The organism is Comamonas testosteroni ATCC 11996 (genome assembly GCF_000241525.1).
GTDB lineage: Bacteria > Pseudomonadota > Gammaproteobacteria > Burkholderiales > Burkholderiaceae_C > Comamonas > Comamonas testosteroni.
In genome coordinates, this window is sequence record NZ_AHIL01000033.1 from 44,956 (window position 1) to 70,151 (window position 25,196).

Here is a 25,196-nt window from a genome sequence, read left to right on the forward strand (position 1 = left end):
TAGCAGGAAACGCAATATGGACAAGGCAAATACTGATGATATATATCTTTTATAAGACTTGAGCTGCACGAATGCAAGGCCTGCCTTAAAAGCTTTCAATTTTCTGAACAACCATGGCTGCAAGCAATGTCAATCAAGCACAGAGCGCTATCAACTTCTTGAGCGCCATGTCGTACGACGTGGCCTTAAAACCCCATTCGACGAACAGCGCTTGTCAAGCAGTGGCAAAACCGCTGCTTCAACCATGCAATTTGCGTTTGTCAATATACGAAACGTATACAGACCTTATGATGCTCGGCCATGGGAATCGTCAAAATTTCAGACCAGTTGCACGACCAGATTCGTGTCTCCAGCGCGGCCCTCGGCCGCTCCATCAATGCCCAGGCCGAGCACTGGCTGCGTGTAGGCCAGCTGGCCGAGCATCACCCCCAGCTCAACTACGAAGGCATCTGCGCCCTGCTGCTGCAGCAAGCCGAGCGTGAGCTGCAGCTAGTCAGCGCGCATGAAGCCGAGGCCGCCGTGCGCCGCCCCCGTCCGGTGCGCCTTGTGGGAGGCATGCAATGAAGCGCGGCAAGCAGAAAGTCGTGCCCATTCATGACGCCACCGACATCTACCTCTCGCGCAAGGCCGGCGGCCTGGCCGCCAAGGTGCTAGCCATGCTCACGCCCCATGTGCAGCCCGGCGTCAGCACCGAGGAGCTGGACAAGATCTGTCACGACTACATCGTCAACGAGCTGAAATGCACGCCCACCAATGTGGGCTACTACGGCTTCCCCAAGACCGTATGCACTTCCGTCAACCATGTGGTCTGCCACGGCATCCCCGATGCCAAGCAGGTCCTCAAGGACGGAGACATCGTCAATGTCGACGTCGCAGTGACCACGCCCGAAGGCTGGATCGGCGACACCAGCCGCATGTACTACGTGGGCCAGCCCAGCAATCTGGCCAGGCGCCTGGTCAACACCACCTATGAAGCCCTGGTGGCCGGCATCCGCGCAGTCAAGCCTGGAGCCACGCTGGGCGATGTGGGCCATGCCATCCAGACCGTGGCCCAGCGTGAGCGCTTTTCCATCGTGCGCGAGTACTGCGGTCACGGCATCGGCAAGGTCTATCACGACGAGCCCCAGGTGCTGCACTACGGCACGCCCGGCCAGGGACTGATGCTGCAGCCTGGCATGATCTTCACCATCGAGCCCATGCTCAACGCCGGCAAGGCCGCCACGCGCGAACTGTCTGACGGCTGGACCGTGATCACCAACGACAAATCGCTCTCTGCCCAGTGGGAGCATATGGTGCTGGTGACGGAGACTGGATTTGAGGTGCTGACCCCCTGGCCAGAGGGTACAGGCGAGTACCCAGCCATCTGATCAAGCGCGGCAAGCCGCGCATATTGCCCTCGGCGATGTGCGCACAGCCGCTGGATTTTGGCAATAACGGCCAGAAGCCGCCCGGGGTCTTGGAGCCAGCCTGGAAACAGCCCGGCCCAGGCCGCACTACAGTGCCCGGCATGACAAATTACCTGTATCTGGGCCTGGCTATCATCTGCGAGGTGATTGCCACTTCCTTCCTCGCCAGGTCGGAAGGCTTCTCCAAGCTCGGCCCTACTGCTGTTTCCCTGGTGGGCTATGCGATTTCTTTCTATCTGCTGTCGCTGACGCTGCGCACCGTTCCCACGGGCGTGGCCTATGCAATCTGGTCCGGCGTGGGCATCGTGCTGGTCTCTGCCGTTGCCTATTTCTGGCAGGGCCAGAAGCTCGATGCCCCCGCCCTGGCCGGCATGGCCATGATTGTCGGCGGCGTGCTGGTGATCAATCTGTTTTCAAAGACCGCCGGTCACTGATCGCCCTCGCCCCCGAAGTACTCCGCTGACTGCGTCAGATCCTGCAGCCACTGCATGCTGGCAAGCAGCTCCTCGGGCCGGATCTCATGGGCGCCCGGATACTCGTGATAGCTCAGTTGCAGGGGCAAGGAAGCCAGGCGGTCACGCACGGCATGGGCGCTGGTCAGCGGAATCACATTGTCATAAGTACCGTGGCTGACCCAGGCCGACTTGCCCTCGAATGCAGCAGCGGGCGCATGCAGCGAAGCAATCTCGGGCAATAGACGGCTGTGCCAGACCAGTGCGGCACGCAAGGTCTGGGGCTGCGTCAGCAACTGGCTCAGACTCATGATTCCGCCCTGGCTGAAGCCACCCAGCACCACCCGCTCGGGCGGGATGTCCAGTTGCTGCGCGGCCTGCTCCACCGTCTGCTGCAGCAAGATGCGCGCCTGCTGCTCCTGCGGCACATTGATATGGCGCGTGCCATCGGCATCCACAGTGAACTGAAACCAGGCATAGGCGCCCATTCCCATGGCAAAGGGCGCGCGCAGACTGAGCACATGAAACTGCGGCGGCACATAGGCCACCAGGCCGAACAGGTCCTGCTCGTTGCTGCCCACGCCATGCATGAGCACCAGCAGCCAGGCAGGCTGATCGGCGGCAAGCTGCGCGGGCCGCTCCAGATAAGTCAAAGGCAATGTGCTCATGGACAACTCCCGAAGGCAGCACGGAATTTGATGGGAAAACAGGCTGTAGCGCTTTTGCATTCTGCGACTGCAGCTATCAAAACAATATAGCGCAGACCCGCAGCCGGCTGACCGATCCGCACCCGGCCCGACAGGGTACGCACATGCTTTTTGATACAGTTGACTGGCCTGAGCGTGGCTTTGCCGCTACATAAGCTCAGTCATGCACCCGGCCGCGCAAGGCCTTGATGCCGGAGCGCAGGCTTTTGCCCTGCAAGCGTCTTTGCTGCGAGCCCCAGGTCGGCTTGGTGGGCTTGCGCGGGCGTGGCGGCCTGGCAACCGTCGCTACCAGCGCATTGAGGCGCTGCAGTGCATCCCACAGATTGTGTTCCTGGGTGCGGTACTTCTGCGCCTTGATGACAACCACCCCGTCGGTGGTGATGCGCGAATCGCCCAGCGCCAGCAGGCGCTGCTGTACATCGGCAGGCAGACGCGAGGCCCGGACATCAAAGCGCAGATGCACGGCGCTGGCCACCTTGTTCACATTCTGGCCACCAGGGCCTTGAGAGCGCACGGCGCTCCATTGCACATCGGCCTCGGTCAGTTCGAAGGTGGCAGCATTGCTCACGACAGAGCCTCCTGCAGCGCGGCGCAGAAGGCGGTAGGGTCCTCGTGCTGGGCCCAATGGCCGACACCTCGCATCACCTGCCAGTCCAGCTCACCTTGGCACTGCTGCTGCATCAACAGTTGCAGATCTGCCAAGCAGCCCGCATACAGAGGGTCATGCTCACCATAGATCGCCGCCACCGGCACCTTGATACGGGTCAGGGCCCGGGCCAGCACATCGGTGCGCGACAGCCGTCTGCGCGGCAGCCGGTCACGAGCCACATTGAGTGCATGCAGCGCCAGCGTCTCTTCATCGATCAGCGCCGCGTCATGCAGCATGAGGGCCGTGATATTGTGGCGATGGGCCTGCATCTGCGCCTCCAGCCCCGGCAGATGACGCCAGCCCAGCAGGCGCACGCTGCGTCCTTCGGTCATACCCATGCCGGGAGCACCGACCACCACCAGCTTGCGGGCCAGCTCCGAATGCTCGGCGGCCAGCAGACCGGCGGTCATGCCGCCAAAGGAAAAACCGACCAGATCGCAGACAGGGCCTGCACCGGCATTGCCCAGCAGTTGCCGGATGCCATAGGCCAGAGGCTCCAGCATGGTGTCCACATCCATGCCCCCGGGCACGCCATCGGATTCGCCAAAACCCGGCAGATCGGCCAGCCACATGCTGTAGCCCGCCTCGGCCAGTGGCTCGATCACGCGCAACCAATGTGTCCAGCTGCCGCTGCCGCCATGCAGCAGCACCAGCGGCAAGCCACGCTGCGCCACCCCGGCCGGGGGCTGCCAGCCATGCCAGATCATCGCGCCGCTGTCGGCGGCTTCGCCAAGCCGGGTCTGCACGCGCTGCGCCGTGGCCTGCAGCCGGGCAATCGCTGGTGGCACGTCGACACCCAGCTCCTGCGAGACCTGCTCCAGGGAACAGGCTGCTTCAACCGCCGATGTCACCACTGCGCCACCGCATCGATGGCCAGGCCGTAGCCGGCCACACCAAAGCCGCACATCACGGCGCGCGCCGTGGCTGACAAATAGGAATGGTGCCGAAAGCTCTCGCGCGCATGGACATTGCTGATGTGTAGTTCCACCAGCGGCACGGCCGTGCCCTTGACGGCATCGAGAATTGCCACACTGGTATGGGTATAGGCTGCGGCGTTCATGATCAGCGCCTGCAACTCTCCCTTGGCGTGCAGACGGCCCGCCTCGTGAATCCAGTCCACCAGTTCGCCCTCATGGTTGCTCTGACGGAACTCCAGCTTCAGGCCATGGCGCACGCAAGCTTGCTCGCAGAGCTTCTGGACATCGGCCAGCGTGGCCGAGCCATAGATGGCGGGTTCGCGCATGCCCAGCAGATTGAGATTCGGGCCATTGAGGACATAGACGGTTTTCACGGAAGCACTCTCCTGGTTTTTGAGGACTGCCCCGGATTATGCGAGCGCGGCACCCGACCCGCAGGCATAAAAAACGGCTGCCTGGGCAGCCGTCTGTGGTGCAGAGTCTTTCAGGGCTCTGTCATCGATGCCATCAGCGATAGTGATGATGATGGCGATGACCACGCCAGCGCGGGCCGCCACCGTAATAGACCGGGCCGGGAACAACCATCACGGGTGCGGGACGATACACGGGCGGCGGCGGCGCATAGTAGACCGGTGCCGGAGGCGCATAGTAGACGGGGCGTGGCGGCATGTAGACCGGAGCTGGTGCCACATAGGGCGTAGCGTAAACGGGAGCGCCGACACCCACGGCCACGCCGGGCACGCCGATACCGACCGACAGGCTGACGCCACCATGCGCCTGGGCGCCTGCGGCAGCCATCAGGCCTGCCACAACGATAGAGCCAGCAGCAAGCAGCTTGGCCATGCGGGGGGAAGTTGTTCTGGACATCACAATCTCTCCTCTGTTTATGAGTCACCGGGGGCAAGCTTGCAAACCTGTGCAGCGCCTTCGGCCCTTGGGGATATAACGTTTCAGAGTCCCGTCAGGATGGCATGATTCCTCAAAAACATTGTGTCCAAATGCACACGAGGCAAAGCTGCAGTGTCCGCAGATCGACATGAGGTCATGGCAGCCGGCCTAAAATGGTGCGATGAGCTCTGCTGACGCCTCCAAATCCAACGACTCCGCCTCCGAAGCGGTCAAGCCCACCAACTTCCTGCGCCAGATTATCGAATCGGATCTGGACAAGGGCACTTATGCCACCCGTCACTGGGGCGGCGCGCCCGGCGATGCCCAGCATCACCAGAGCGGCCAGGTCGACGAAGCCAAGATCCGCACCCGCTTTCCGCCAGAGCCCAACGGCTATCTTCACGTGGGCCACGCCAAGTCCATCTGCCTGAACTTCGGTCTGGCACGCGATTTCGGCGGCGTCTGCCATCTGCGCTTCGACGACACCAATCCGGAAAAGGAAGATCAGGAATATGTGGACGGCATCATCGATGCCGTGCGCTGGCTGGGCTTTGACTGGAAGGATGCCGACGGACACGAGAACCTCTATTTCGCCAGCAATTACTTCGACTTCATGTACCGCTGTGCGGTCTACCTGATCGAGCAAGGTCTGGCCTATGTGGACGAGCAGTCGGCCGACGAGATGAAGGCCAACCGCGGTGACTTCACCCGTCCCGGCGTGAACAGCCCCTTCCGCGACCGCTCCGTGGCCGAAAACCTGCAGCGCTTTGCCGACATGAAGGACGGCAAGCTCGCCGATGGCGCTGCCGTGCTGCGCGCAAAGATCGACATGGCCGCACCCAATATCAATCTGCGCGACCCGGCCATCTATCGTGTGCGCCATGCCGAGCACCACAACACCGGCAACCAGTGGTGCATCTACCCGATGTATACCTTTGCGCACCCCATCGAGGATGCCTACGAGCACATCACCCACTCCATCTGCACACTGGAGTTCGAGGATCAGCGCCCTTTCTATGACTGGCTGCTGAACCACCTGCGCGAAGGCGGTCTGATCGATGCCCCTCAGCCCCGCCAGTACGAGTTCTCGCGCCTGAACCTGACCTATGTGATCACCAGCAAGCGCAAGCTCAAGCACTTGGTGGACAACCAGTTCGTCACAGGCTGGGACGACCCGCGCATGCCCACCGTGGTCGGCCTGCGCCGCCGCGGCTACACGCCTGAGTCCATTCGCAACTTCTGCGAACGCATCGGCGTGACCAAGGACTACGCCTGGATCGACTACGGCACGCTGGACGGCTGCCTGCGTGAAGATCTGGAAAACAAGGCACACCGCGCCATGGTCGTGCTGGACCCGGTCAAGCTCGAGCTCAGCAACTGGGCCGAGGTTTTTGGCAGCGCCGGACACCTGGAGGACTGCCACCTGCCCGCCCTGCCCCACGCTGCAGAAGGTGAAACCGTGCCGGAGCGTCGTTTCACCCTTGGCCGTGAAGTCTGGATCGAGCGCGAAGACTTTGCCGAAGTGCCGCCCAAGGGCTACAAGCGCCTGTTCCCCGGCAACAAGGTCCGTCTCAAGGGCGGCTATGTGATCGAATGCACGGGCGCCGAAAAGGATGCCGACGGCAATGTGACCAAGGTGCTGGCAACCGTGGTGCCCGACACCAAGAGCGGCACACCGGGCGCCGACAGCGTCAAGGTCAAGGCAGCCATCACCTGGGTGGGCGTGGCCGACGGCCTGCAGGCCGAAGTGCGCATGTACGACCGTCTGTTCACCGACCCGCAACCCGATGCCGGCGGCAAGGATTTCCTGAGCCTGTTGAACCCCGACAGCCTCAAGGTCGTCACCGCCTATGTGGAGCCTTCGCTCAAGGCGGCACAGGCTGATGACAAGTTCCAGTTCGAGCGCTTTGGCTACTTTGTGGCCGACCGCAAGGATCACCGCAGCGACAAGCCCGTGTTCAACAAGATCACCGGACTCAAGGACAGCTGGGGCAAGTAAACGCTCCAGTCGGTTTCAGCAAGGCTGCCAGGATTCACTGGCAGCCTTTTTTATTGCGCATACCGCTGCGGCATTTATTCCGAGAACAGCTATTCGGCTCTCCGACCGAGAAATGGATAGCACCCCTGAATCACGGTTACATATTGAAATGAATACCGTCGGTATTGATTTTCAATACTCGATAAACATTTGCATAAAATGTTCTGAAATTCAGAGCATTTGATTACTTTCTTTCTAGAATCCTGCTCACCACAACATTACCAATCCGCAATTCATTCGCGGATTTTTTATTTTCATCAAAGGTCAATAATGAACAGAAAAGCAGGAGCAGGCATTGCAGCGGCCGTCGCCGTGATCGTGGCAGGAACACTGGGCACCAGCTATTACATGGGCGGCAAGCTGCAGCAAAGCTTTACCGAAGGTCTGGACAAGTGGAGCGAGCATGGCGTGAAGATTCAGGTCACCAGCTATGACCGCGGTGCTTTTTCTTCCACTGCCAAAACGGTATGGACGCTGGACAGTGGCGACGAGCCCGTCCAGTTCACCGCAGAGCACAAGATCAGCCACGGACCGCTCCCCCTGGGCCATGCCGCCGAGATTCACACCAGCTTCAATCTGCCCGAGAATGCAGACCCGGAGCTGAAGACTGCGCTCAACGGCCGCTCTCCGCTGGAAGTCGACACCAAGGTCGGCTGGGGCCGCAGCAGCTCCAACGTCATGACATCGCCGGCCGTGAGCAGCAAGATCAAGGACAGCGAAATGAACTGGGGCGGCATGAAGATCGTCTGGGACATGCCCGCCGACATGAAGGCCGCCAAGGGCACGGGCAGCTTCGCCGGCCTGCAGTTCAAGGACGAGGAAGGCAGCGTGACGCTGGACAAGGCCGATATGCGTTTCGACATGAAGCAGCCCTCGGGCCAGCAGTTCTGGACCGGTCCGTTTGCCATGACGATTGCCAAGATTGCCGCCACCAAGCAGGAAGAGGAAGGCAAGAGCTCTGCCAGCCACTTCGAAGGCATCACCATGGATTCGGACACCATCCTCAAGGGCGAGGTCGTGGAAATGACGCTCAAGACCGGCATCAAGACCGCCAAACTCGAAGACAAGCAGGCTGACGACCTAGTGCTGGACATGGCGTTCAACAATGTCGATGCCAACTGGATCAACCAGGTTGTGGAAATGAGCAAGCGCAAGAACCCGCTGCTCGGTGCTGCTGGCGAAGCTGGGGACGGTGAGGACACCGACGAGCAGCAAAGCGGCGATCTGCGCGAGAAAATGCTCAAGTCGCTCACACAGGCCCTGGCTCGCCAGCCCGTGATCGAACTCAAACGCCTGTCCATGCGCACCCCCGATGGCGTGAGCGAATTCGCGGCTGCCATTCAATATCTGGGCGATGGCCAGAAGATGGGCACTCTGCTGCAGGACCTGAAGGTCAGCCTCAAGGCCGATATGCCCAAGCCTTTCATGGAAAACATGATGCTCTCGCGCAGGCGCTCCAGCCTGCTGGCCGTGTTTGAAGGCGAGAACGAGTACAAGCCCGAAGATATCGAGGAAACTGCCAAGGCCCAGACTCAAGCCAGCCTTGACATGCTCAAGGAGCAAGGCATCTTCGAGGACAAGGACGGCAAGATGCGCACCGAGATCGTCTATGCCAAGGGTGAATTCCAGGTCAACGGCAAGCCGCTGGACGCTATGGGCACGAGCACGCTCATGGGCACCATGACCGAATAATGTGACCGGCGTGCTGCTTCACGGATAGCTCCAAGGCCTGCCTCGCGCAGGCCTTTTTCATGGGAGATAGTGCCCCGAGCTTGGTGACTCAGCCGAGAAGCCACCCTTGCATTTTCTGCCCTAAATTTTCACTATTTTTAGCATCAAAGCATTACTCAAACTGCGATAACAGCTATCAAAATTTACCAGTTCCTCTCTGAGCACGGACTGCCGCCACACGCTTTATTTGCTTACAACACTCTGTCAACAACGGCTCAACACTGGCGTTAAAACAGCATCCGCCATAGCACCGTGACTTGCACTGTGCGGCGCAAGGAGCGTCAGATGTCGCATTTCCCCCGGACCCGGCCTGAGCAGCCGGAACAGCAGCCAAGCACGGTCGCCCGCCTATGGCACCCGAGCGTGATCGCCCTGGCCGCCGCCATGGCGCTGAGCGCCTGCAACGACAAGGATTCGCCGATCAAGGCGGACAGTGCGCCATCGGCCTTGGCACCGGCTGCCATGCCCGATGCCGCACAGCCTCAGCCCGCAGCATATGTGCCACCCGATGCAGACGCGCTCTACCGGATGGTGGCGCCGATTGCGCTTTACCCGGACAAGCTGGTGGCCCAGATCCTGGCCGGTGCCACCTATCCAGACCAGATCAGCGCCGCCGAAACCTGGCTGGGGCAAAACCCCGGTCTGCAGAGGACGGCGCTGAGCAATGCCGTCAACGCCCAGAACTGGGACCCGTCCGTCAAATCATTGACCCAGTTTCCCAACGTGCTGGAACAGCTGGCCTCCAACCTGCCCTGGACCACGGCGCTAGGCAAGGCCTATTACAACGATCCCTCGGATGTGATGAACGCCATACAGGTCATGCGCAGCCGGGCCTACAAGGCCGGCACGCTCAAGACCTCCAGCCAGCTCAAGGTCAACCTGGCGTCCACGCCCGCCGCCGTGGCCTATACGCCAGGAGCCGTGGTCACACCGCTGCCCGACCCGGTCATAGAGCCACCGGAGCAGTTCATTGAAATCAGCCCCTCCCAGGTGGATACGGTCTACGTTCCTCAGTACGACCCGGCTGCGGTCTACGGTCAGCCGCTGCCCGTATATGGCGGCTACCGTTATGTGGAGGTGCAGCCTCCGGCTCCCGTGGCCGGCGTGCCCGTGATGGCCGGCCTGCTGGGCTTTGGCACCGCCATCGTGCTGGCCGGGTCCATGGACAGGCATCCGTCCTGGGGCTGGAATGCCTGGAATATGCACTGGGGCAATCCTGAAAGGCCCTGGCGTCACGGCGAGCGCCCCCCGCCCCCGCAGGCACGTCCGGCTGTGGTCTACAACAACACAACCTATATATCCCAGTCGCGAACCGTGGTGCAGAACATCCATCGCACGGACAACACCTACATCAACAACATCCATGAAAATGCCTCAGGCGAGCGCCGCGAGCCGGCCGGGCAGCCCCAGGCAGCAGGCGTGCTTACTGGGCCTGGCACGATGGCCGCGAGCGCAGCAGCGGGCGCAGCCGTCGGTGCCGCCGCCCTCGCAGCCGGCGGCCATGTCCTGAACCAGCGCCAACCAGCATCAAGCCCCCTGGCGACACAGCCTCAGGGGCGGCCGGACTTTGCCCAGGGCCCCAGCCAGGCTCCAGGCGGGCCGCGCGCATCCAATGGCAATGCCTTGATGCAACCGCAAGCCCCACATGATCGCCATCCGCCGCAGGCACCACAGATGCAGGCTGCCATGACGGAGAAAGCCTTGCAGCAACGCCCAAAGGAGCCAATGCAGCAAGCCCGCGAGCAACAGGAGCGACGGCAAGCCCAGATGCAGCAGATGCAAAAGCAGCGGGCCCATGAGCAGGCCCAGCGCCAGCAGCAAATGCAGCAAGCCCGAGAGCAGCAGGAGCGCCAGCAGCAAATGCAGCAGCAAGCCCGTGAACAGCAAGAGCATCGGCAGCAAACCCAGATGCAACAGCAGCACGCCCAGGAGCAGGCCCAGCGCCAGCAGCAAATGCAGCAAGCCCGAGAGCAGCAGGAGCGCCAGCAGCAAGCCCAGATGCAACAGCAGCGCGCTCAGGAGCAAGCTCAGCGCCAGCAGCAACAGGCCCGTGAACAACAGCAGCGCCAGCAGCAGGCCCAGATGCAGCAGATGCAACAGCAGCACGCCCAGGAACAAGCTCAGCGCCAGCACAAATGCAGCAACAGCGTGCCCAGGAGCAGGCTCAGCGCCAGCAGCAAATGCAGCAGCAACAGGCTCGTGAGCAGCAGCAACGCCAGCAGCAAGCCCAGATGCAGCAACAACGGGCGCAGGAACAGGCCCAACGCCACCAGCAGGCTCAGCAGCACCAGGCCGAGCAACAGGCTCGCATGCAAGCGGCGCGCTCCGAGGGCCGCTCGCGCGGGGATCGAGAGCACCGCTGAAACGCCACTCGCCTTCGTGCCATGCCGCCTGCCATGCAGGCGGCTTCTCGGCGCGCAGCCTGCATGACGGTATAAACAAGCTCATAAAAGCTCATTCGTTTTTGCACCACTCATTGCAGCAGCCTTCATGTACAACCCCAGCCATTTCAAGGTCGACGACCCCACCGCCCTGCATGCCCTGATCCAGGCTCACCCGCTGGGTTGCCTGGTCACCCAGTCCGATGCGGGGCTGGATGCCAATCACCTGCCATTCGAGTTGCTGCAGGACGAGGATGGCATGCTGCGACTGATCGCCCACGTGGCACGCGCCAATCCTGTGTGGCAGCAGATCCGGGACGACAACTCCGTGCTGGTGATCTTCCGTGCCGAGCAGGCCTATATCTCTCCCAGCTGGTATCCCAGCAAGCACGAGACCCACGAGCAGGTGCCGACCTGGAACTACCGTGTGGTCCACGCGCACGGCCGCATCAGCGTGCGCGACGATGAAAAGTTCGTGCGCGGCGTGGTGGGCCGGCTCACCCGCCGCCACGAGGCCAGCAACAATGCCGAAGCCCCATGGAAGATGAGCGACGCTCCGCCCGACTACCTGCAACGCATGCTCGGCGCCATCGTGGGCCTGGAAATTACTGTCGACCGCCTGGAAGCCAAGTTCAAGCTGAGCCAGAACAAGCAGCAGCGCGACCGGCTTGGTGCAGTCCAGGCCCTGGAGCAGCGGGGACAGCTGGACCTGGCCCGGAGCATGCGCCGGCCCTGATCACGCAGCCGGTCTTCAAGGGCTGGCCAGCGTAAAGCTCACATGTCTGTATCGCCTTTAGCTCCGCTATCGATAGCAATGCAGCACAATGCCTGCACAACCCGATAAGCACCATGCCGACCGAAAACCTCACCAGCCCCTCTCTCCCACCCGAACGCCGTCGCCTGCTGCAATGGATGGCACAAACAGCGCTGTTTGCCGCCGCACCGGCCTGGGCGGCACGCAGCGCCAGCTCGGACGGCGCGCTCTGGCCGCAGGACAGCAGGGTTCCCGGCGGCGTCGCACGCCTGTCGCTGGGCCCGGCTTCCGCACGCCCCCTGGTCACGGCCGCAGAAGCCGAGGTTCTGGTGGTGGGCGACATGATCGAATGGACCGCAATCGTGGGCATACCGCTTGCCACCGCACCGGGCGAGCAGAGCATTGGCGTGAAGACCGATGGCCGCTTGCGAAGCATGAGCTATACGGTGCGCGACAAACAGTATGTGGAGCAGCGCCTCAAGGTCTCGCCCAAGACGGTGGATCTGTCTGCCGAAGACAATGCCCGCTACGAACGCGAGGCCGCCCACCTGAAGACCGTGATGGCCACCTTCACCGAGCCGCCGCCTTCCGGCAGCCTGCACATGCGCGTGCCGGTGCCGGGCCGCCGCTCCAGCAGCTTCGGCCTGCGTCGTGTCTTCAACGGCCAGTCGCGCAATCCGCACAGCGGCATGGACATTGCCGCCCCCACCGGAACGCCGGTGCGCGCGCCTCTGCCGGGCAAGGTGATCGATGTGGGCGACTACTTCTTCAACGGCGGCACGGTCTGGCTGGACCATGGTGGCGGCCTGCTGACCATGTACTGCCACCTGAGCCAGGTGGACTGCAAGCCGGGCGATCAGTTGCAGACAGGCGATGCCTTCTGCAAGGTCGGAGCCACTGGCCGCGTGACCGGCCCCCACCTGCACTGGAGCGTGATGCTGAACCGCGCCATGGTGGACCCGGCGCTGTTCATCTGAACGGATCTCGCAGACTAAAAAGCGGCTCGCAGAGCCGCTTTTTAGTTCTTGCTACCAGATCAGAATCGCAAGCGCCCACCTACCATGCGCTGCAGACTGGTGTGCTCAAAACTATGGTGCATCCTGATCCTGCTTCAGATAGTTTTCCACCAGCTCGAAAAAGCTGTCGTAGAAGCTGCGTTTGGAAACGGTCTCGCTGCCCACCTTGACCAGCGAATCGTTGCTGGAAGAAAACGGCAGCGACAGCGACCCCAGAGCGCTCACCCCCACGCTGGCCGAGGTTGCGCTTTTCTTGAGCGAATAGCGATCCTGCAGCGCCGTCGCAAAGCCCAGGCTGACCAGGCCGTCGCTGGTCTGCGGCACGCAGACCACGCGGAAATTGATTTCCAGATTGGTCTCCGTATTGGGCTGGAAGTTCTTGCGCCCCTCTATCAGCTCCTGCGTCCTGGCCGTGGCGATATAACCCTGACTCAACAAGGCTCGGCGCGCGGCCTCGCAAGTCTGTGCCGGTGTCGCATCAAAGCCGCGGGAAAACGTGGAACTGGAATCGAAGGTCTCCTGGACCGGCATATGCTGAGGTGCGGTTGCCGAGCATGCCCCCAGCAAACCTGCCAATATGCCCACAGAACCCAGCCGCCCCCAATTCAGCCCAAACAAAGCAACACCACCTAAGCGCACAGAAACTCCTTGATGCCTGGGCCATAGTCTCTTCATGGCCCGAACCTTTGAAGCGTAGCAGCTTGGCAAAGACTAATTTGACGAAGCGCTGTCTAGTTGTACGGATTTTTTCGATCTTTACAGGGGCTTCACGCCCGAGCAGCGCATCAGATTTCCCCGCCCGTCAGCGTGCAGCATTTGTTGACACTCTGAGGTTGTCGAAGCGCAAAACAACTGCAACGTTGGGTTAAGGTCAGATAAAACCCGCAGGGAACTGATATGGTCAACAGAGACTCTGCTCCTGCTGACACGGTTTGCCGTATTCCTCTATTCCACCTTAAGGAAACCCTATGAAATTTCGCTGGACCTGGTGCCTTCCCCTTGTTGCTTCCATGACGCTTGCCGCCTGCGGTACGACAAGCGGCGGCGGTGCAAGCAAGCCCGGCCCTACAGGCCCCGCAGGCGATGCCGCGTCGCTGACCGCCTATCACTGGAAACTGCAGCAGGCCTACACACCGGCTGGCAATGAGGACCAGAGCTGGTTTCTGGGCTCCAGCCAGGCACCTATCGAGCTGGACTTCGTGGACCAGCGCGTCGTCGTCAAGAATCTGTGCAATGTCATCTCGTCGGCCTACACCGTTGAAGGCCAGCGCATCAATCTGCAGCGCGGCATGAGCACCCTGCGTGCCTGCAATGACAACCAGCTGATGATGCTGGAGCAGAAGGTAGCGCGCATTCTGCCCACCGCCAAGCAGTGGAACGTGCAGCTCGGCGGCTCCACTACCGAACAGCCTCGCCTGACGCTGCAGTTCATTGATGGCACTCGCTGGCAGCTCAACGGCAAGCCCACCGCCCAGACCCAATACGGCGGTGCGCCCGAACGCATATTTCTCGAGGTCGGCCCCGAGCGCAAGGCCTGTAGTGCAGGTGCAGGCCGCCATCAGTGTCTGCAGGTGCGCGAGATCCGCTACGGCGACAACGGCGTCAAGACCTATACCGGCCAGTGGGAGAACTTCTACAGCGAGATTGAAGGCTACAAGCACGAAGCCGGTGTGAGCAATGTGCTGCGCATCAACCGCTTCAAGCGCCAAAATGTTCCCGCCGATGCTTCAAGCTATGTCTATGTGCTGGACATGGTGGTGTCCTCGGCTATCGCTGACAAGCGCAAGTAAGCCAGCGCTCAGGCATTGAAAAAGCCGGCCCAGGTGCCGGCTTTTCTATTTTCATGCGTACATTCAATGCCGATGTTTCACGCACCTCGCTCCATCCATCAGATTCGTTGCCAGAGGACGTTTTTCTTTTGGCAGTAACCACTTAGGGAATGTTTTCTGAACGCAGCAGTTCGGAAAACAGGATTGCAGGTTATGCCCAGCGTCTGTGGAACCGCCTGTGGACAAGCCTCGGGAAAACAGGGCCAGGCCGCACAGGCCTTGACTTCTGGCCCTGCGATCAAAAAATACGCAGGGATGGTGGAGCCTGCGATGTTTCACGGAGAAAAAAGCCGACACCTTTGGGATGTCGGCAAGAGAGGAAAGTCACTGACCTCACACACACACAAATCATTGAGCTGGCTCTTACCCCCGCTCCATGCCCTGGGCAAGAGCCGACAGATTCAACGCAGACGGAAACGGCCTTCCACAAACATGGAGGAACGATGGCCGCTTTCACACTGGTTGTCAGCGTAGGACCAGAAAGCCTGAACTGTGCCCTTGGCCGAGTCTATGACCTGGCTGACCGTGAAGCCGGTTTTCTCGATCCAGTTCAAAAAATGCAGATGGTCGCTCAGTTGCAGATAGCTGAGGTTCTCGCAGCCCTCGGAAATATGTCCTTGCGAGTCCACCACGCGCCAGCGCATCTGACCGCTAGCGGTGTAGCGGACTTGGGCCTGGCTGTCCGGGAATTCAATGACTGCTTCGCGGCCCAGAAGAGTTCCTGCGTATTGCATCGAAAGCATGGACATGATGTGACTCCTTGAAAGAAAGCTTCGCTATTCATTACGCAAAACCATTTGTGTGAAGCTATGATGAATCGCCGCCGTTTCTTTGCGTGTGGGAAAGTGACTCATGCCTTCGTCGGTAAACATTTTTTGACAAACAAGGCTTCTCTCCTTCATGGCATGAAGGTCAATCCGCAGCCTGCTTGCAGGATATGAACCGCAACAGAAGTGGACGCTCAGGACGGCCACAGGCACTGCAGAAAACAAGGCGATCGCGCATACTCGACCCTCTGACATTTCAGGTCGCCAAGGCAGGAAGTCGGCCCAGGCCAACTCCCGCCTCCCCAGCCGCACTCACGGATCTCACCTTGTCCACCCCCGCCACCTCTGCAGCGCCTCAGGCCTCCACCATCCCGCCATTGCGCGATCCCGCTTTTGTCAATTTCGTGCTGGCACGCATGCTTGCCATGTTTGCCCAGCAGATGCAGGCCGTGGTGGTGGCCTGGCAGGTGTACGACATCACGCGCGAGCCGCTGTCTCTGGCCTATGTCGGGCTGGCGCAGTTCCTGCCCATGGCTGGTCTGCTGATTCCCGCAGGCGATCTCAGCGACCGTATGAGCCGCAAGCGCCTGCTCGGCATCAGTTGGCTGGTGGCCGCGGTCTGCTCAGGCCTGCTGTGGCTGCTGGCCGAGAGCGGCGCACACAATGTGCACTGGATTTATGCAGTGCTGGTGCTGTTTGGCTGCAGTCGCGCCTTCAGCGGTCCGGCGCTGCAAAGCCTGCTGCCGCAGATCGTAGCCCGCGAGCAACTGGCCCAGGCCCTGGCCACCAACAGCATGCTGATGCGTATCTCGGCGATTGCTGCTCCCGTGCTGGGCGGCCTGCTGTATGCGCTCGGTGGCGGCGTGCTGACCTATGCGGTCTGCGGCGTCGCTCTGCTTCTGGGCGCAGGCCTGCTGAGCCAGGTCCCCGTGCACTTTGCCAGCCCCAGGATCGTCACTGACGTGCAAACAACCATGTGGCAACGCTTTGCCGAAGGTCTGCATTTCATGCGCACCCGCCCCATCATCCTTGGCACCATCTCGCTCGATCTGTTTGCGGTACTGCTGGGCGGCGTTGTGGCCCTGCTGCCCGTCTATGCGCATGAAGTGCTTCAGGTAGGTCCGCAAGGCCTGGGCCTGCTGCGCTCCTCCATGGCTGCGGGAGAGGTCTGCATGGGCCTGTGGCTGGCATCGCGCCCCATCAACCGCCGCGTGGGCAAGGTGATGTTTGCTGCCGTAGCAGTGTTCGGACTGGCCAATCTGGTGTTTGCACTCTCGCACTGGTTTGTACTGTCCATGCTGGCACTGGCCGTGGCCGGTGCAGCCGATATGGTCAGCGTCTATATTCGCGGCGCATTGGTGCAGTTTTCCACGCCCGACCATATGCGCGGCCGCGTGAATGCGGTGAACATGCTGTTCATCGGCTCCTCCAATGAGCTGGGCGAGTTCCGCGCAGGCAGCAGCGCCTCATGGTTCGGCGCAGTTCCCGCTGCCATTCTGGGCAGCCTGTGCACGCTGGGCGTGGTGGGCGGCTGGATGACGCTGTTCAAACCTCTGCGCGATGTGGACAGGCTCGAAGATGCGGCACGCGTGAGCGGCCTCGAATCCCCGCAACCACTTGAAAATCAATAGCTGCCAAACATCTGGCAATTGGCGCTGCAGCCCGTTTCGACACAAAAAAGCCTCGCAGCCTCTGCGAGGCTTTTTGCTGCTGGCGACTGATTTACAGCAGCTCGGCACGCAGTTGTTCGGCGCTCTTGGGCGACAGCAGGCCAGGAGCCACATCAAACACGGTCTTGCAGCCATGCTGGCCGGCCTGGGCCAGGCGATGCACGGCGCGGGCATAGGCCACAAGCACGCTGGAAGTGAACTCGGGGTTGCTGTCCAGCTGCAGGCGATATTCGATGACCTGCTTGTTCTCTGCACTGGTGTTGCCGCTGCGGATCACAAAGCCGCCATGGGGCATGGAAGAGTGATCACGGGCCAGCTCTTGGGCACTGATGAAGTGGACCGTGGTGTCGTACTGGTCGAAGTAGTGAGGCATTTCCACAATGGTCTTGCGCACGGCTTCGGCGTCGGCGCCATCCTTGAGCACCACATGACATTCACGCTGGTGCTTCTCGCGAGTGGACAGCTCAGGGCGCACGCCGGAGCGCACCTTGTTGACGGCCTCCTCCACAGGGATGGTGTACTGCACGCCGCCGGCCACGCCTTCCACACGGCGGATGGCGTCGGAATGCCCCTGGCTCAGGCCCTTGCCCCAGAAGGTGTAGGTAGCGCCGTCAGGCAGCAGGGCTTCACCCAGCACGCGGTTGATGGAGAACATGCCCGGGTCCCAGCCGGCCGAGATCAGGGCCGTGCACTGCCCCCCCTGAGCGGCCTTGTCCACATTGGCAAAGTGTTCGGGGATGCGGGCATGGGTGTCAAAGCTGTCGACCAGACTGAAATGGGCCGCCAGCTCGGGCGCCTGCCTGGGCAAATCGTCCTTGGAGCCGCCGCAGAGAATCAGCACATCGACCTGACCTTTGTGCGACAGCAAAACATCCATGGAATGCACCGGCGTACCTGCATTCAGGGGCTGGAGCTGGGAAGGGTCGCGACGGGTGTAAATCCCCTTGAGCTGCATATCGGGGTTCTTGGCGACAGCAGCTTCCACGCCGCGGCCCAGATTGCCGTAACCGACGATAGCAACGCGGATAGGGGATGGGGTCGATGCCATGACGAGCAATTCCTTCAAACAAAACAAAACTTCAATTATTGTCCTTTGATGCACCAACTTGGGGCTGGAACTGCAGCCATCTCAGTCCGATGTGTGTGAACGCCCACGCCATGAATGCCGCAAACCGTCGCCGATCAGCAGACCCACGGCGGCAAAGATCAGCGCATAGCTCAGTTGCTGCTGTGGCTCCATGCTCTCGCCCAGCAGCCAGGCCACCACGACCAGCAGGGCCGGCTCCACATAGGACAGCAGTCCGAACAGGCCCAGCGGCAGCCAGCGACTGGCAATCATGTACAGCGCCAGCGCTACGGCGCTGACGATGCCCAGCAAGGGCAGCAGGGCCCAAAGCGAGGGATGGCCCGCCACCAGCGGCCAACTGCCGGGCACGCGCAGCGTGAAGCCGACGGCCACCGGCACCAGCAAGGCCATGTCGATCCAGTGACCGGCCAGGGTATCGGTCTGCAGCCAGCGGCGCAGCGAGAAATACACCGTGTAACCCAGCGCCACCACCCAGGTCTCCCAGGACATGCCGCCGGCCTGCCAGAACTCATGCGCCACGCCCGCAGCCGCCAAGAGCGTAGCCAGGCTCTGGCCGGGCGTCAGGCGCTCGGCAAACAGCACACGCCCGGCCACGACCATCACCAGCGGCAGCAGAAAATAGCCCAGCGACACCGGCAACGCACGCCCGTTCATGGGTGCCCACATGAAAATCCATAGCTGCACGCCCAGCAGCGCCGAGCTCAGCACCAGCAGCATTCCAAACCGTGGCTGGGCCAGGGCTCTCGCCAGCAAGTCGCGTACCGCCGCAACCTCCTTGAGAGCGAACAGCAGGGCAGTGGTAAAGGGCAGCGTCACCAGCACGCGCCAGCCAAAGATCTGCTCGCCATCGAGCGGGGCAAGAAAAGGCGAGAGGTAATACAGCGAAGCGAACAGCACGGACGCCAGGACCGAAACCACCACGCCCTTGAACATCACAGACACAAGATCAAGCCTCCAAATGGCTGCCAACATTGATCCGTCAAGAGCTGGCAGCTACTCCAAAAAAAATGAGCCGACGTAGAGCGGCCCGCACCCATTTTCGGCCACGAAGCGGTCTGTCAGCAGGCAGGCCCTGGTCAGCAAAGCTTTGCGCTGTGCGCTAGAGTGCGGCTCGCCCTCCTCTGTCTGCCTTTCACATGCCCGATACCGCCCTGCCCGACGGCTCTTCTGCCAATCCGCCTTTGCACATACTCTGGCAGGATGAGCATATGGTTGTGGTCTACAAACCCGCTGGCTGGCTGGTGCATCGCACGGGCCTGGACGCGCACGAGACCCGCTTTGTCATGCAGACGCTGCGCGACCAGCTGGGTCGCCATGTCTGGCCCGTGCACCGGCTGGACAAGGGCACTTGCGGCGTTCTGGTCATGGCATTGCACAAGGACGCAGCCCAGGCCCTGGCGGCGAGCTTTGCAGCCCATGAAACCCGCAAGGAATATCGGGCCCTGGTGCGCGGCTGGCTGCCCGAAATAGTGGAAGTAGATCACCCACTCAAGCCCGACGATGCGCCCGAGGATGCCCCGGTGCAGGAGGCGCACACGCGCCTGCGCTGTCTGGCACGCCTGTCCTGGCCCGAAAGCTATGACGGCCGGCACCCCGAGACCCGCATCAGCCTGGTCGAAGCCCTGCCCACTACAGGCCGCCGACACCAGATCCGCCGCCACCTCAAGCATGTGGCCCACCCCATCATCGGTGACGCCACCCACGGCAAGGGACCGCTGAACCGCTGGTGGGCCGAGCGCCTGGGTCAGCAACGACTATGGCTTCATGCCAGAGCGCTGGAGATTGCCCACCCCGTGAGCGGGCAGCCCATGCGCTTCGAGGCCGACTGGTCCAGCCTGACTCAGCTGCAGGAAGCGCGGGACTGGCAAAAGCTGCTGGCGCTGCCGGGCTGGCAATCCAAAGCATAAGAAACAGCTGTCAGCGCTTGTATCTCAAGCGCTGACAGCTATGATTTTCTTGAATTACGCCGACTTTGGCGTTGCGCGAATCCACTTGCCCTCTTCGTCGAACTGCAGGCCCGGTGCGGCCGCAAACTCGTATTGCGCTTCGGGCTCGGCCTTGAGTTCACCCTGCAGCAGTTCCACCAGACGCTCGTTGCCCATCTTGAAGCCACAGGCCTGGGCATGGCCGCCGCCGCCAAAGCTCTCTGCCAGAGGAATGCAATTGAACTCCGAGCGCGAGCGCAGGCCCACCTTGGTGCCCTTGTGATTGGCATGCCACATCAGGGCAAAGCTGCCACTCTGGCGCGCCAGCAAATCGCCCACCTGGCTGTGGAACATGCCCGGGCAGTTAACCATCAGGCCCTGCCTGCCGTTGAAGACCAGCACCTGGGCGCCGTCGGCAATATCGGCGCAAAGCTTCTGGAATTTCTCGTCCATGGCACCCCCACGGGCCATGTAGACCGTTTCCTGCTCGGGCGTGAAGGCTGCAATCTCGGCCCAGCGCTCAAAGCTGCGCACGGGCTCCATGTCCAGAGCCGCGAGAAACGCCGCACTTTCGGGGAATTCCCATTTCCAGATATCGCGGTCCTCGATGTAGCGGATCAGACCGGGCACAGGCTTGTCGGCCTGGAAAAACTCCCAGGCCAGACGCGCGCCGGACTTGCTCATATCGAAATGCACTACGCCGCACTGGCACTGGTAGCCGCTGAGTTTCTCGGCTGCGCTCTTGTGATGGTCCAGCACCACGAGCTTGGCCACGCGCGACTCGATCTCGGCCATCAACGTGGGCTCGAAGGCAAAGTCCAGCACATAGACGGCACGACCGGCCAGATCGCCCAGGTCGTCGGCTGTCTGGATCTCGCCGTGATCCAGACCGCGAAACTCGGCCTGACCTTCATAGAACAGCCAAGCCGCCAGCGCCGCGCCGAAGCCGTCGGGGCAGCGGCGGCCGTGGTAGAGGATGAGGGGCTTGGGATCGTTGCGATCGGGGCGCACCAGCAACTGCTGGAACAGGGAAATTTTGGCGTTCTGTGCGGTCATAACTTGGTATTTTCGCCGTTTGCGCCGGAGCGAGGCGACACACGGGCATTGCGGGCTCACGACTGACTGCTGCCGTGGCGGGTGTTTCGCCCTGCAAGACACGGCCTGCAGGGCTCATCGGGCCGCCTGCAAGAGCTCTCACGCCTGGTAAGTCACCGCTTGCTTTTTCCTCGGTTAGCACAAGCGCTGAAATCCCTGATTTCGGTATCTACCTAAGCCCCCACTCTCCGCATACGCCTATGATGGGGGTCTTGCTATTGAAATGCTGCGGTCACCGGCAGGCCCGCAACGCTTGCCTGCCACGACAGTTACAGCACTGGGTGCTCCGCGGCCCCTGTATGCGATCTACACCCGATATCACTCCTCACCTCGGTACGCTGCTCAGTTTTCGCCGCGACCTGCACGCCAATCCTGAGCTCAAATACGAAGAGCACCGCACCGGCGACAAGGTCGCCGCATACCTCACGGCCCTGGGTCTGACCGTGCATCGTGGCCTGGGCCAGACTGGCATCGTCGCCAGCATCTACGGCAAGGGCCGAAGCAAGGACAACCCCGGCCGCAGCATCGGCATCCGCGCCGACATGGATGCCCTGCCCGTCACGGAAATCAACACCTTCGGGCACATCAGCCAGAACAAGGGTCGCATGCATGCCTGCGGCCACGACGGCCACACCACCATGCTGCTGGGCGCAGCCACCACCTTGGCTCAGCAGCCCGACTTTGACGGCACAGTCCACCTGATCTTCCAGCCTGCCGAAGAAGGAGGCGCTGGCGCCAAGGCCATGATGGATGACGGCCTGTTCGACAAATTCCCCTGTGAGGCTGTGTTTGCGCTGCACAACTGGCCATCGCTGCCGGCAGGTCAAATGGCGGTGCGCGTTGGCCCCATCATGGCCTCCACCCTGCGCTTTCAGATCAGAGTCCACGGCAAGGGCGGCCATGCGGCCATGCCCCACACGACGCTGGACCCGATTCCCGTGGCCTGTGCCATCGTCAGCCAGTTGCAGACCCTGGTCTCGCGCAGCACCGATCCGCTGGACTCGGCAGTGCTCACTGTGGGCAAGATCACCAGCGGCACCGTGGAAAACATCATTCCCGATGACGCCATCATCGCCGGCACCGTGCGTACCCTGAAGAAGGAGACGCGCGAGATGTTTGTCGAAGGCCTCAAACGCATCAGCAGCCATGTGGCAGCCGCACATCTGTGCACGGCCGAGTTCACGCTGCGCCCCGGCGCCTACCCCAACACCACCAACCACGCCCGCGAAGCCAAGTTCATGGCCGCCGTGATGCGTGAAATGGTCGGCGATGACAACGCCTTTGACGATGTGCTGCCCGCCATGACCTCCGAGGACTTCGGCTTCATGCTGGAGGCCGTCCCCGGCGCCTATGGCTGGATTGGCAATGCCAAGGGCGACCAGCCCGGCGTGAGCCTGCACAATCCGGCCTACGACTTCAACGATGACAACATCGGTCGCGGCTCGAGGTTCTGGGATCTGCTGGCACGTCGCTATTTTGAGCAGCCTGCCGCCTGACGACAGCCAACAACTACGCTATTCATAGCTGAAAGCCCTCAACCAGCAATGGTTGTGGGCTTTTTTCATATCTTGTCGGTGGCATCGGGCTCGCCCAATACCTCGACCAGCCAACGCTGCTGCGGCAGGGGCATGCCGAGCAGCATGCCCTGCAGCACGATATCAGGGTTCCACTGCGTCAACTGCAGCGCCTGCTCGGACAGCTCCACGCCTTCGGCCACCACGCGCAGTTGCAAGCGGCGCGCCACCAGCAACATGGCTTCCACCAGAGCTGCATCTTTTTCGGAACGATGGCTGCCGCTGACAAAGCTTCTGTCGATCTTGAGCTCCTGAATCGGCAGGTGCTGCAGGCTGTACATGCTGGAATAGCCGGTCCCGAAGTCATCGAGAGAAATCTCTATGCCCAGGCCGCGCAGTGCCAGCATGCGCCGCCGCGCCTGATCCAGATCCCGTAGCAAGGTGCCTTCGGTGATCTCCAGTGTCAGCTGGCGCGAATTGGCACCGGTTTCCCTCAAGACCTTGTCCAGCGTGGCCATGAAGTCGTCATGCGCAAACTGCTGGGCGCTGACGTTGACCGACAGACGCAGTCCGCGCTCTGCCATGGCCGGTCTCGCCAGCAGCGTACAAGCCTGACGCAGCACCCAGTCACCCAGACGCACGATGAGTTCGGACTCCTCGGCCACCGGGATGAACTCTCCCGGACTGACCAGCCCCCATTCCGGATGCTGCCAGCGCACCAGTGCCTCTGCCCCCACACAGCGACCGCGCGCATCGGTCTGGCTCTGCAGATAAAGGCGCAGCTCGCCCTGTGAGATGCCGTGGTACAGATCCCTGGCAATGCGCACGCGCCGATACACATCCTGGGCCATGCGCGGCTCGAACAGCACCACGCTGCCCGGACCGCCCAGCTTGGCCTCATGCAAGGCCACGCTGGCAAAGCGCAGCACGTCATGGCTGTTGCCGCCTTTGATGGCCGGTTCCAGCACTGCACCACCGATGCAGCAGCTGACAAACTCGGTTTCCACCCAGCTGTTGAGGGAAAAGGGCTTTTGCAAGGCCTTCTTCAAGGTCTGCGCGTACTGCTGCAGCTGCTCCTCCACGCCCTGGGCATGCTTGTGCAGGCTATCGAAGACGATGGCAAACTCCGCAGCCGCGATACGCGCAATCCAGGCATCGTCAGGCAGCACCTCGACCAGTCTGGCCCCCATGGCCTGCACCAGCTCGTCGCTGTGTTGCATGCCATGCACATCGTTGAAGACGGAAAATCGATCTACATCCAGCAGCAGCAAGCCATGGCTGGCATCCTGCCGAACCAGGGCCAGCTCGCGCAGATGCAAGGTCAGCGAATGGCGGTTGGGCAGCCCTGTGAGCGAGTCCAGATAGACCAGGTCGTGGATACGTCGCTCGGCCAGAACGCGCTCGGAGAGATCGCGCTTGAGCTCCACATAATTGACGACCTCTCCCTGAGGCGTGCGAATCGGCGTCACCAGCACCGACTCCCGCAAGGCCTCACCCTTGCTCGTGCGATTGGTCATCTCGCCACGCCATAGCGTTCCCTTGGCCAGTTGCTTGAGCGCACGCTGGCGGTGACTGCGGTCCATGCCCATGGTGGACACCAGCTCGGTAGATTGGCCAATCACCTGCTCACGCGCATAGCCCGAGCGCAGCAAAAAGGCCTCGTTGACATAGATGACCTTCAGTTCGGGATCGGTGATGACGATGCTCTCGGGGTTCTGCTCGACCGCCCGATAGAACTTGCGCAACTCGTTCTGGCTGGCCTCCAGTGCGGCCAGCATCTCCTGGCTTTTCTGCACACGCCGCCCCAGGCTGGCTCTTGCCTGCAAGCAAATGATGAGCACCAGCATCATCATGCCCAGCAAATGAATCATCGCCAGCAGATGCTCGGCTGCCGAGAGAGTCGCCAACGGCGTGCCGATATGAGGAGCCAGCCACCATAGGGCGGCAACGACGATGGAGGACAGCCCCAGCATCGTCAGGGCGGCACGCGTGCCCTGCACCCAGAGCGCAACAGCCAACCAGGCAGGAAATGCCATCACGCCCGGCCCATAGAGCCCTCCCATGTGCCAGACCCAGAACAAGCTCAACAGCCAGTTGCCCCAGACAAAGCAGGACACGGCCCAGACCCACTGCCTGGCCTTGGCCAGGCCCATGCACAGCAGCGAAAGCAGCATGACGCCGCCGGACAGCGCCAGATCCCAGTCGTCCATCGCCGGGGTCAGCAACCAGACCAGACTCATCGCGGCGCCCAGGAGCCACATCCAGAGACAGCCCAGCCACACCATGCGGCGCATGGGCAACCGGTATCTGGCCTCGACGAAATGACGCTGCATGCAAGCCCTTTGGCATTCAGACTGAATGATGAATGCT

23 protein-coding genes are annotated in these 25,196 nt (G+C 61.6%); 12 read left to right on the forward strand and 11 right to left on the reverse strand.

Annotated features, from left to right (window positions below):
• Positions 1–300: 300 nt before the first annotated feature.
• From CTATCC11996_RS14870 to CTATCC11996_RS14880, 3 genes are all read left to right on the forward strand, one after another.
• The gene (locus CTATCC11996_RS14870) at positions 301–564 is read left to right on the forward strand and encodes a ParD-like family protein (protein WP_003077582.1); all 264 of its coding nucleotides are present in this window, start codon (positions 301–303) and stop codon (positions 562–564) included.
• Positions 561–1,367 (forward strand): type I methionyl aminopeptidase, encoded by an 807-nt coding sequence (map, locus tag CTATCC11996_RS14875; protein WP_003077586.1) that lies wholly within the window; start codon positions 561–563, stop codon positions 1,365–1,367. Before CTATCC11996_RS14870 ends, map begins: the two co-directional genes overlap by 4 nt.
• A gap of 140 nt (positions 1,368–1,507) precedes the next feature.
• Positions 1,508–1,840: an SMR family transporter gene (locus CTATCC11996_RS14880; protein WP_003077588.1), complete on the forward strand. Its 333-nt coding sequence runs from the start codon at positions 1,508–1,510 to the stop codon at positions 1,838–1,840.
• Here CTATCC11996_RS14880 and CTATCC11996_RS14885 read toward each other — a convergent pair.
• From CTATCC11996_RS14885 to CTATCC11996_RS14905, 5 genes are all read right to left on the reverse strand, one after another.
• A complete protein-coding gene (locus CTATCC11996_RS14885) occupies positions 1,834–2,526 on the reverse strand; it encodes an alpha/beta hydrolase (RefSeq protein ID WP_003077591.1) in 693 nt (230 codons plus the stop codon). The two genes, CTATCC11996_RS14880 and CTATCC11996_RS14885, sit on opposite strands and share 7 nt — an antisense overlap.
• A gap of 196 nt (positions 2,527–2,722) precedes the next feature.
• A complete protein-coding gene (gene arfB / locus CTATCC11996_RS14890) occupies positions 2,723–3,133 on the reverse strand; it encodes an alternative ribosome rescue aminoacyl-tRNA hydrolase ArfB (RefSeq protein WP_003077593.1) in 411 nt (136 codons plus the stop codon).
• The gene (locus CTATCC11996_RS14895) at positions 3,130–4,068 is read right to left on the reverse strand and encodes an alpha/beta fold hydrolase (RefSeq protein ID WP_003077596.1); all 939 of its coding nucleotides are present in this window, start codon (positions 4,066–4,068) and stop codon (positions 3,130–3,132) included. The genes arfB and CTATCC11996_RS14895 overlap by 4 nt, the downstream gene beginning before the upstream one ends.
• On the reverse strand, positions 4,062–4,505 hold the full coding sequence (gene aroQ / locus CTATCC11996_RS14900) for a type II 3-dehydroquinate dehydratase (protein ID WP_003077599.1): 444 nt from the start codon (positions 4,503–4,505) through the stop codon (positions 4,062–4,064). Before aroQ ends, CTATCC11996_RS14895 begins: the two co-directional genes overlap by 7 nt.
• Before the next feature lie 133 nt (positions 4,506–4,638).
• Positions 4,639–4,974, reverse strand: a complete 336-nt coding sequence (locus CTATCC11996_RS14905) for a hypothetical protein (RefSeq protein WP_003077602.1) — start codon at positions 4,972–4,974, stop codon at positions 4,639–4,641.
• Positions 4,975–5,200: 226 nt separating this feature from the next.
• Here CTATCC11996_RS14905 and CTATCC11996_RS14910 point away from each other — a divergent pair, with 226 nt between their 5' ends.
• The 5 genes from CTATCC11996_RS14910 (at position 5,201) to CTATCC11996_RS14930 (ending at position 12,900) form a co-directional block, all read left to right on the forward strand.
• Positions 5,201–7,018: a glutamine--tRNA ligase/YqeY domain fusion protein gene (locus CTATCC11996_RS14910; RefSeq protein ID WP_003077604.1), complete on the forward strand. Its 1,818-nt coding sequence runs from the start codon at positions 5,201–5,203 to the stop codon at positions 7,016–7,018.
• A gap of 309 nt (positions 7,019–7,327) precedes the next feature.
• Complete coding sequence (locus CTATCC11996_RS14915) at positions 7,328–8,749, forward strand: YdgA family protein (RefSeq protein ID WP_003077606.1); 1,422 nt, start codon at positions 7,328–7,330, stop codon at positions 8,747–8,749.
• Between the two features lie 324 nt (positions 8,750–9,073).
• Positions 9,074–11,218 carry a DUF3300 domain-containing protein gene (locus CTATCC11996_RS14920; protein WP_238532418.1) on the forward strand — a complete coding sequence of 715 codons (2,145 nt, stop codon included), beginning with the start codon at positions 9,074–9,076 and terminating at the stop codon, positions 11,216–11,218.
• 60 nt (positions 11,219–11,278) lie between these two features.
• On the forward strand, positions 11,279–11,905 hold the full coding sequence (locus CTATCC11996_RS14925) for an FMN-binding negative transcriptional regulator (protein WP_003077610.1): 627 nt from the start codon (positions 11,279–11,281) through the stop codon (positions 11,903–11,905).
• Positions 11,906–12,018: 113 nt separating this feature from the next.
• Positions 12,019–12,900, forward strand: a complete 882-nt coding sequence (locus tag CTATCC11996_RS14930; RefSeq protein ID WP_003077612.1) for a M23 family metallopeptidase — start codon at positions 12,019–12,021, stop codon at positions 12,898–12,900.
• 111 nt (positions 12,901–13,011) lie between these two features.
• On the opposite strand, the gene CTATCC11996_RS14935 is transcribed toward CTATCC11996_RS14930, so the two are convergent.
• The gene (locus CTATCC11996_RS14935; RefSeq protein ID WP_003077613.1) at positions 13,012–13,470 is read right to left on the reverse strand and encodes a DUF2242 domain-containing protein; all 459 of its coding nucleotides are present in this window, start codon (positions 13,468–13,470) and stop codon (positions 13,012–13,014) included.
• 437 nt (positions 13,471–13,907) lie between these two features.
• Here CTATCC11996_RS14935 and CTATCC11996_RS14940 point away from each other — a divergent pair, with 437 nt between their 5' ends.
• Entirely contained in the window at positions 13,908–14,729 is an 822-nt protein-coding gene (locus CTATCC11996_RS14940; protein WP_003077615.1) for an META and DUF4377 domain-containing protein, read from the forward strand.
• A gap of 440 nt (positions 14,730–15,169) precedes the next feature.
• Here the strand turns inward: CTATCC11996_RS14940 and CTATCC11996_RS14945 are convergent, their stop codons facing one another.
• Positions 15,170–15,517, reverse strand: coding sequence for a MoaF-related domain-containing protein (locus tag CTATCC11996_RS14945; protein ID WP_003053278.1), 348 nt, complete (start codon positions 15,515–15,517; stop codon positions 15,170–15,172).
• Between the two features lie 344 nt (positions 15,518–15,861).
• On the opposite strand from CTATCC11996_RS14945, the gene CTATCC11996_RS14950 reads away from it, so the two are divergent.
• Positions 15,862–17,166, forward strand: coding sequence for an MFS transporter (locus CTATCC11996_RS14950; protein ID WP_003077617.1), 1,305 nt, complete (start codon positions 15,862–15,864; stop codon positions 17,164–17,166).
• A 91-nt stretch (positions 17,167–17,257) separates the two neighbouring features.
• Here the strand turns inward: CTATCC11996_RS14950 and CTATCC11996_RS14955 are convergent, their stop codons facing one another.
• Together CTATCC11996_RS14955 and rarD are read right to left on the reverse strand one after the other, a co-directional pair.
• Positions 17,258–18,253 (reverse strand): diaminopimelate dehydrogenase, encoded by a 996-nt coding sequence (locus CTATCC11996_RS14955; protein ID WP_003077619.1) that lies wholly within the window; start codon positions 18,251–18,253, stop codon positions 17,258–17,260.
• A gap of 81 nt (positions 18,254–18,334) precedes the next feature.
• Complete coding sequence (gene rarD / locus CTATCC11996_RS14960) at positions 18,335–19,225, reverse strand: EamA family transporter RarD (RefSeq protein WP_003077622.1); 891 nt, start codon at positions 19,223–19,225, stop codon at positions 18,335–18,337.
• A gap of 203 nt (positions 19,226–19,428) precedes the next feature.
• On the opposite strand from rarD, the gene CTATCC11996_RS14965 reads away from it, so the two are divergent.
• Positions 19,429–20,199, forward strand: coding sequence for a pseudouridine synthase (locus CTATCC11996_RS14965; protein ID WP_003077624.1), 771 nt, complete (start codon positions 19,429–19,431; stop codon positions 20,197–20,199).
• Positions 20,200–20,253: 54 nt separating this feature from the next.
• Here the strand turns inward: CTATCC11996_RS14965 and CTATCC11996_RS14970 are convergent, their stop codons facing one another.
• Positions 20,254–21,273, reverse strand: a complete 1,020-nt coding sequence (locus CTATCC11996_RS14970; RefSeq protein ID WP_003063891.1) for a DHH family phosphoesterase — start codon at positions 21,271–21,273, stop codon at positions 20,254–20,256.
• 338 nt (positions 21,274–21,611) lie between these two features.
• Here CTATCC11996_RS14970 and CTATCC11996_RS14975 point away from each other — a divergent pair, with 338 nt between their 5' ends.
• Complete coding sequence (locus CTATCC11996_RS14975; protein WP_003077626.1) at positions 21,612–22,808, forward strand: M20 aminoacylase family protein; 1,197 nt, start codon at positions 21,612–21,614, stop codon at positions 22,806–22,808.
• A gap of 65 nt (positions 22,809–22,873) precedes the next feature.
• Here CTATCC11996_RS14975 and CTATCC11996_RS14980 read toward each other — a convergent pair whose 3' ends face one another.
• Positions 22,874–25,159 carry a GGDEF domain-containing phosphodiesterase gene (locus CTATCC11996_RS14980; RefSeq protein ID WP_003077628.1) on the reverse strand — a complete coding sequence of 762 codons (2,286 nt, stop codon included), beginning with the start codon at positions 25,157–25,159 and terminating at the stop codon, positions 22,874–22,876.
• Between the last annotated feature and the right edge of the window lie 37 nt (positions 25,160–25,196).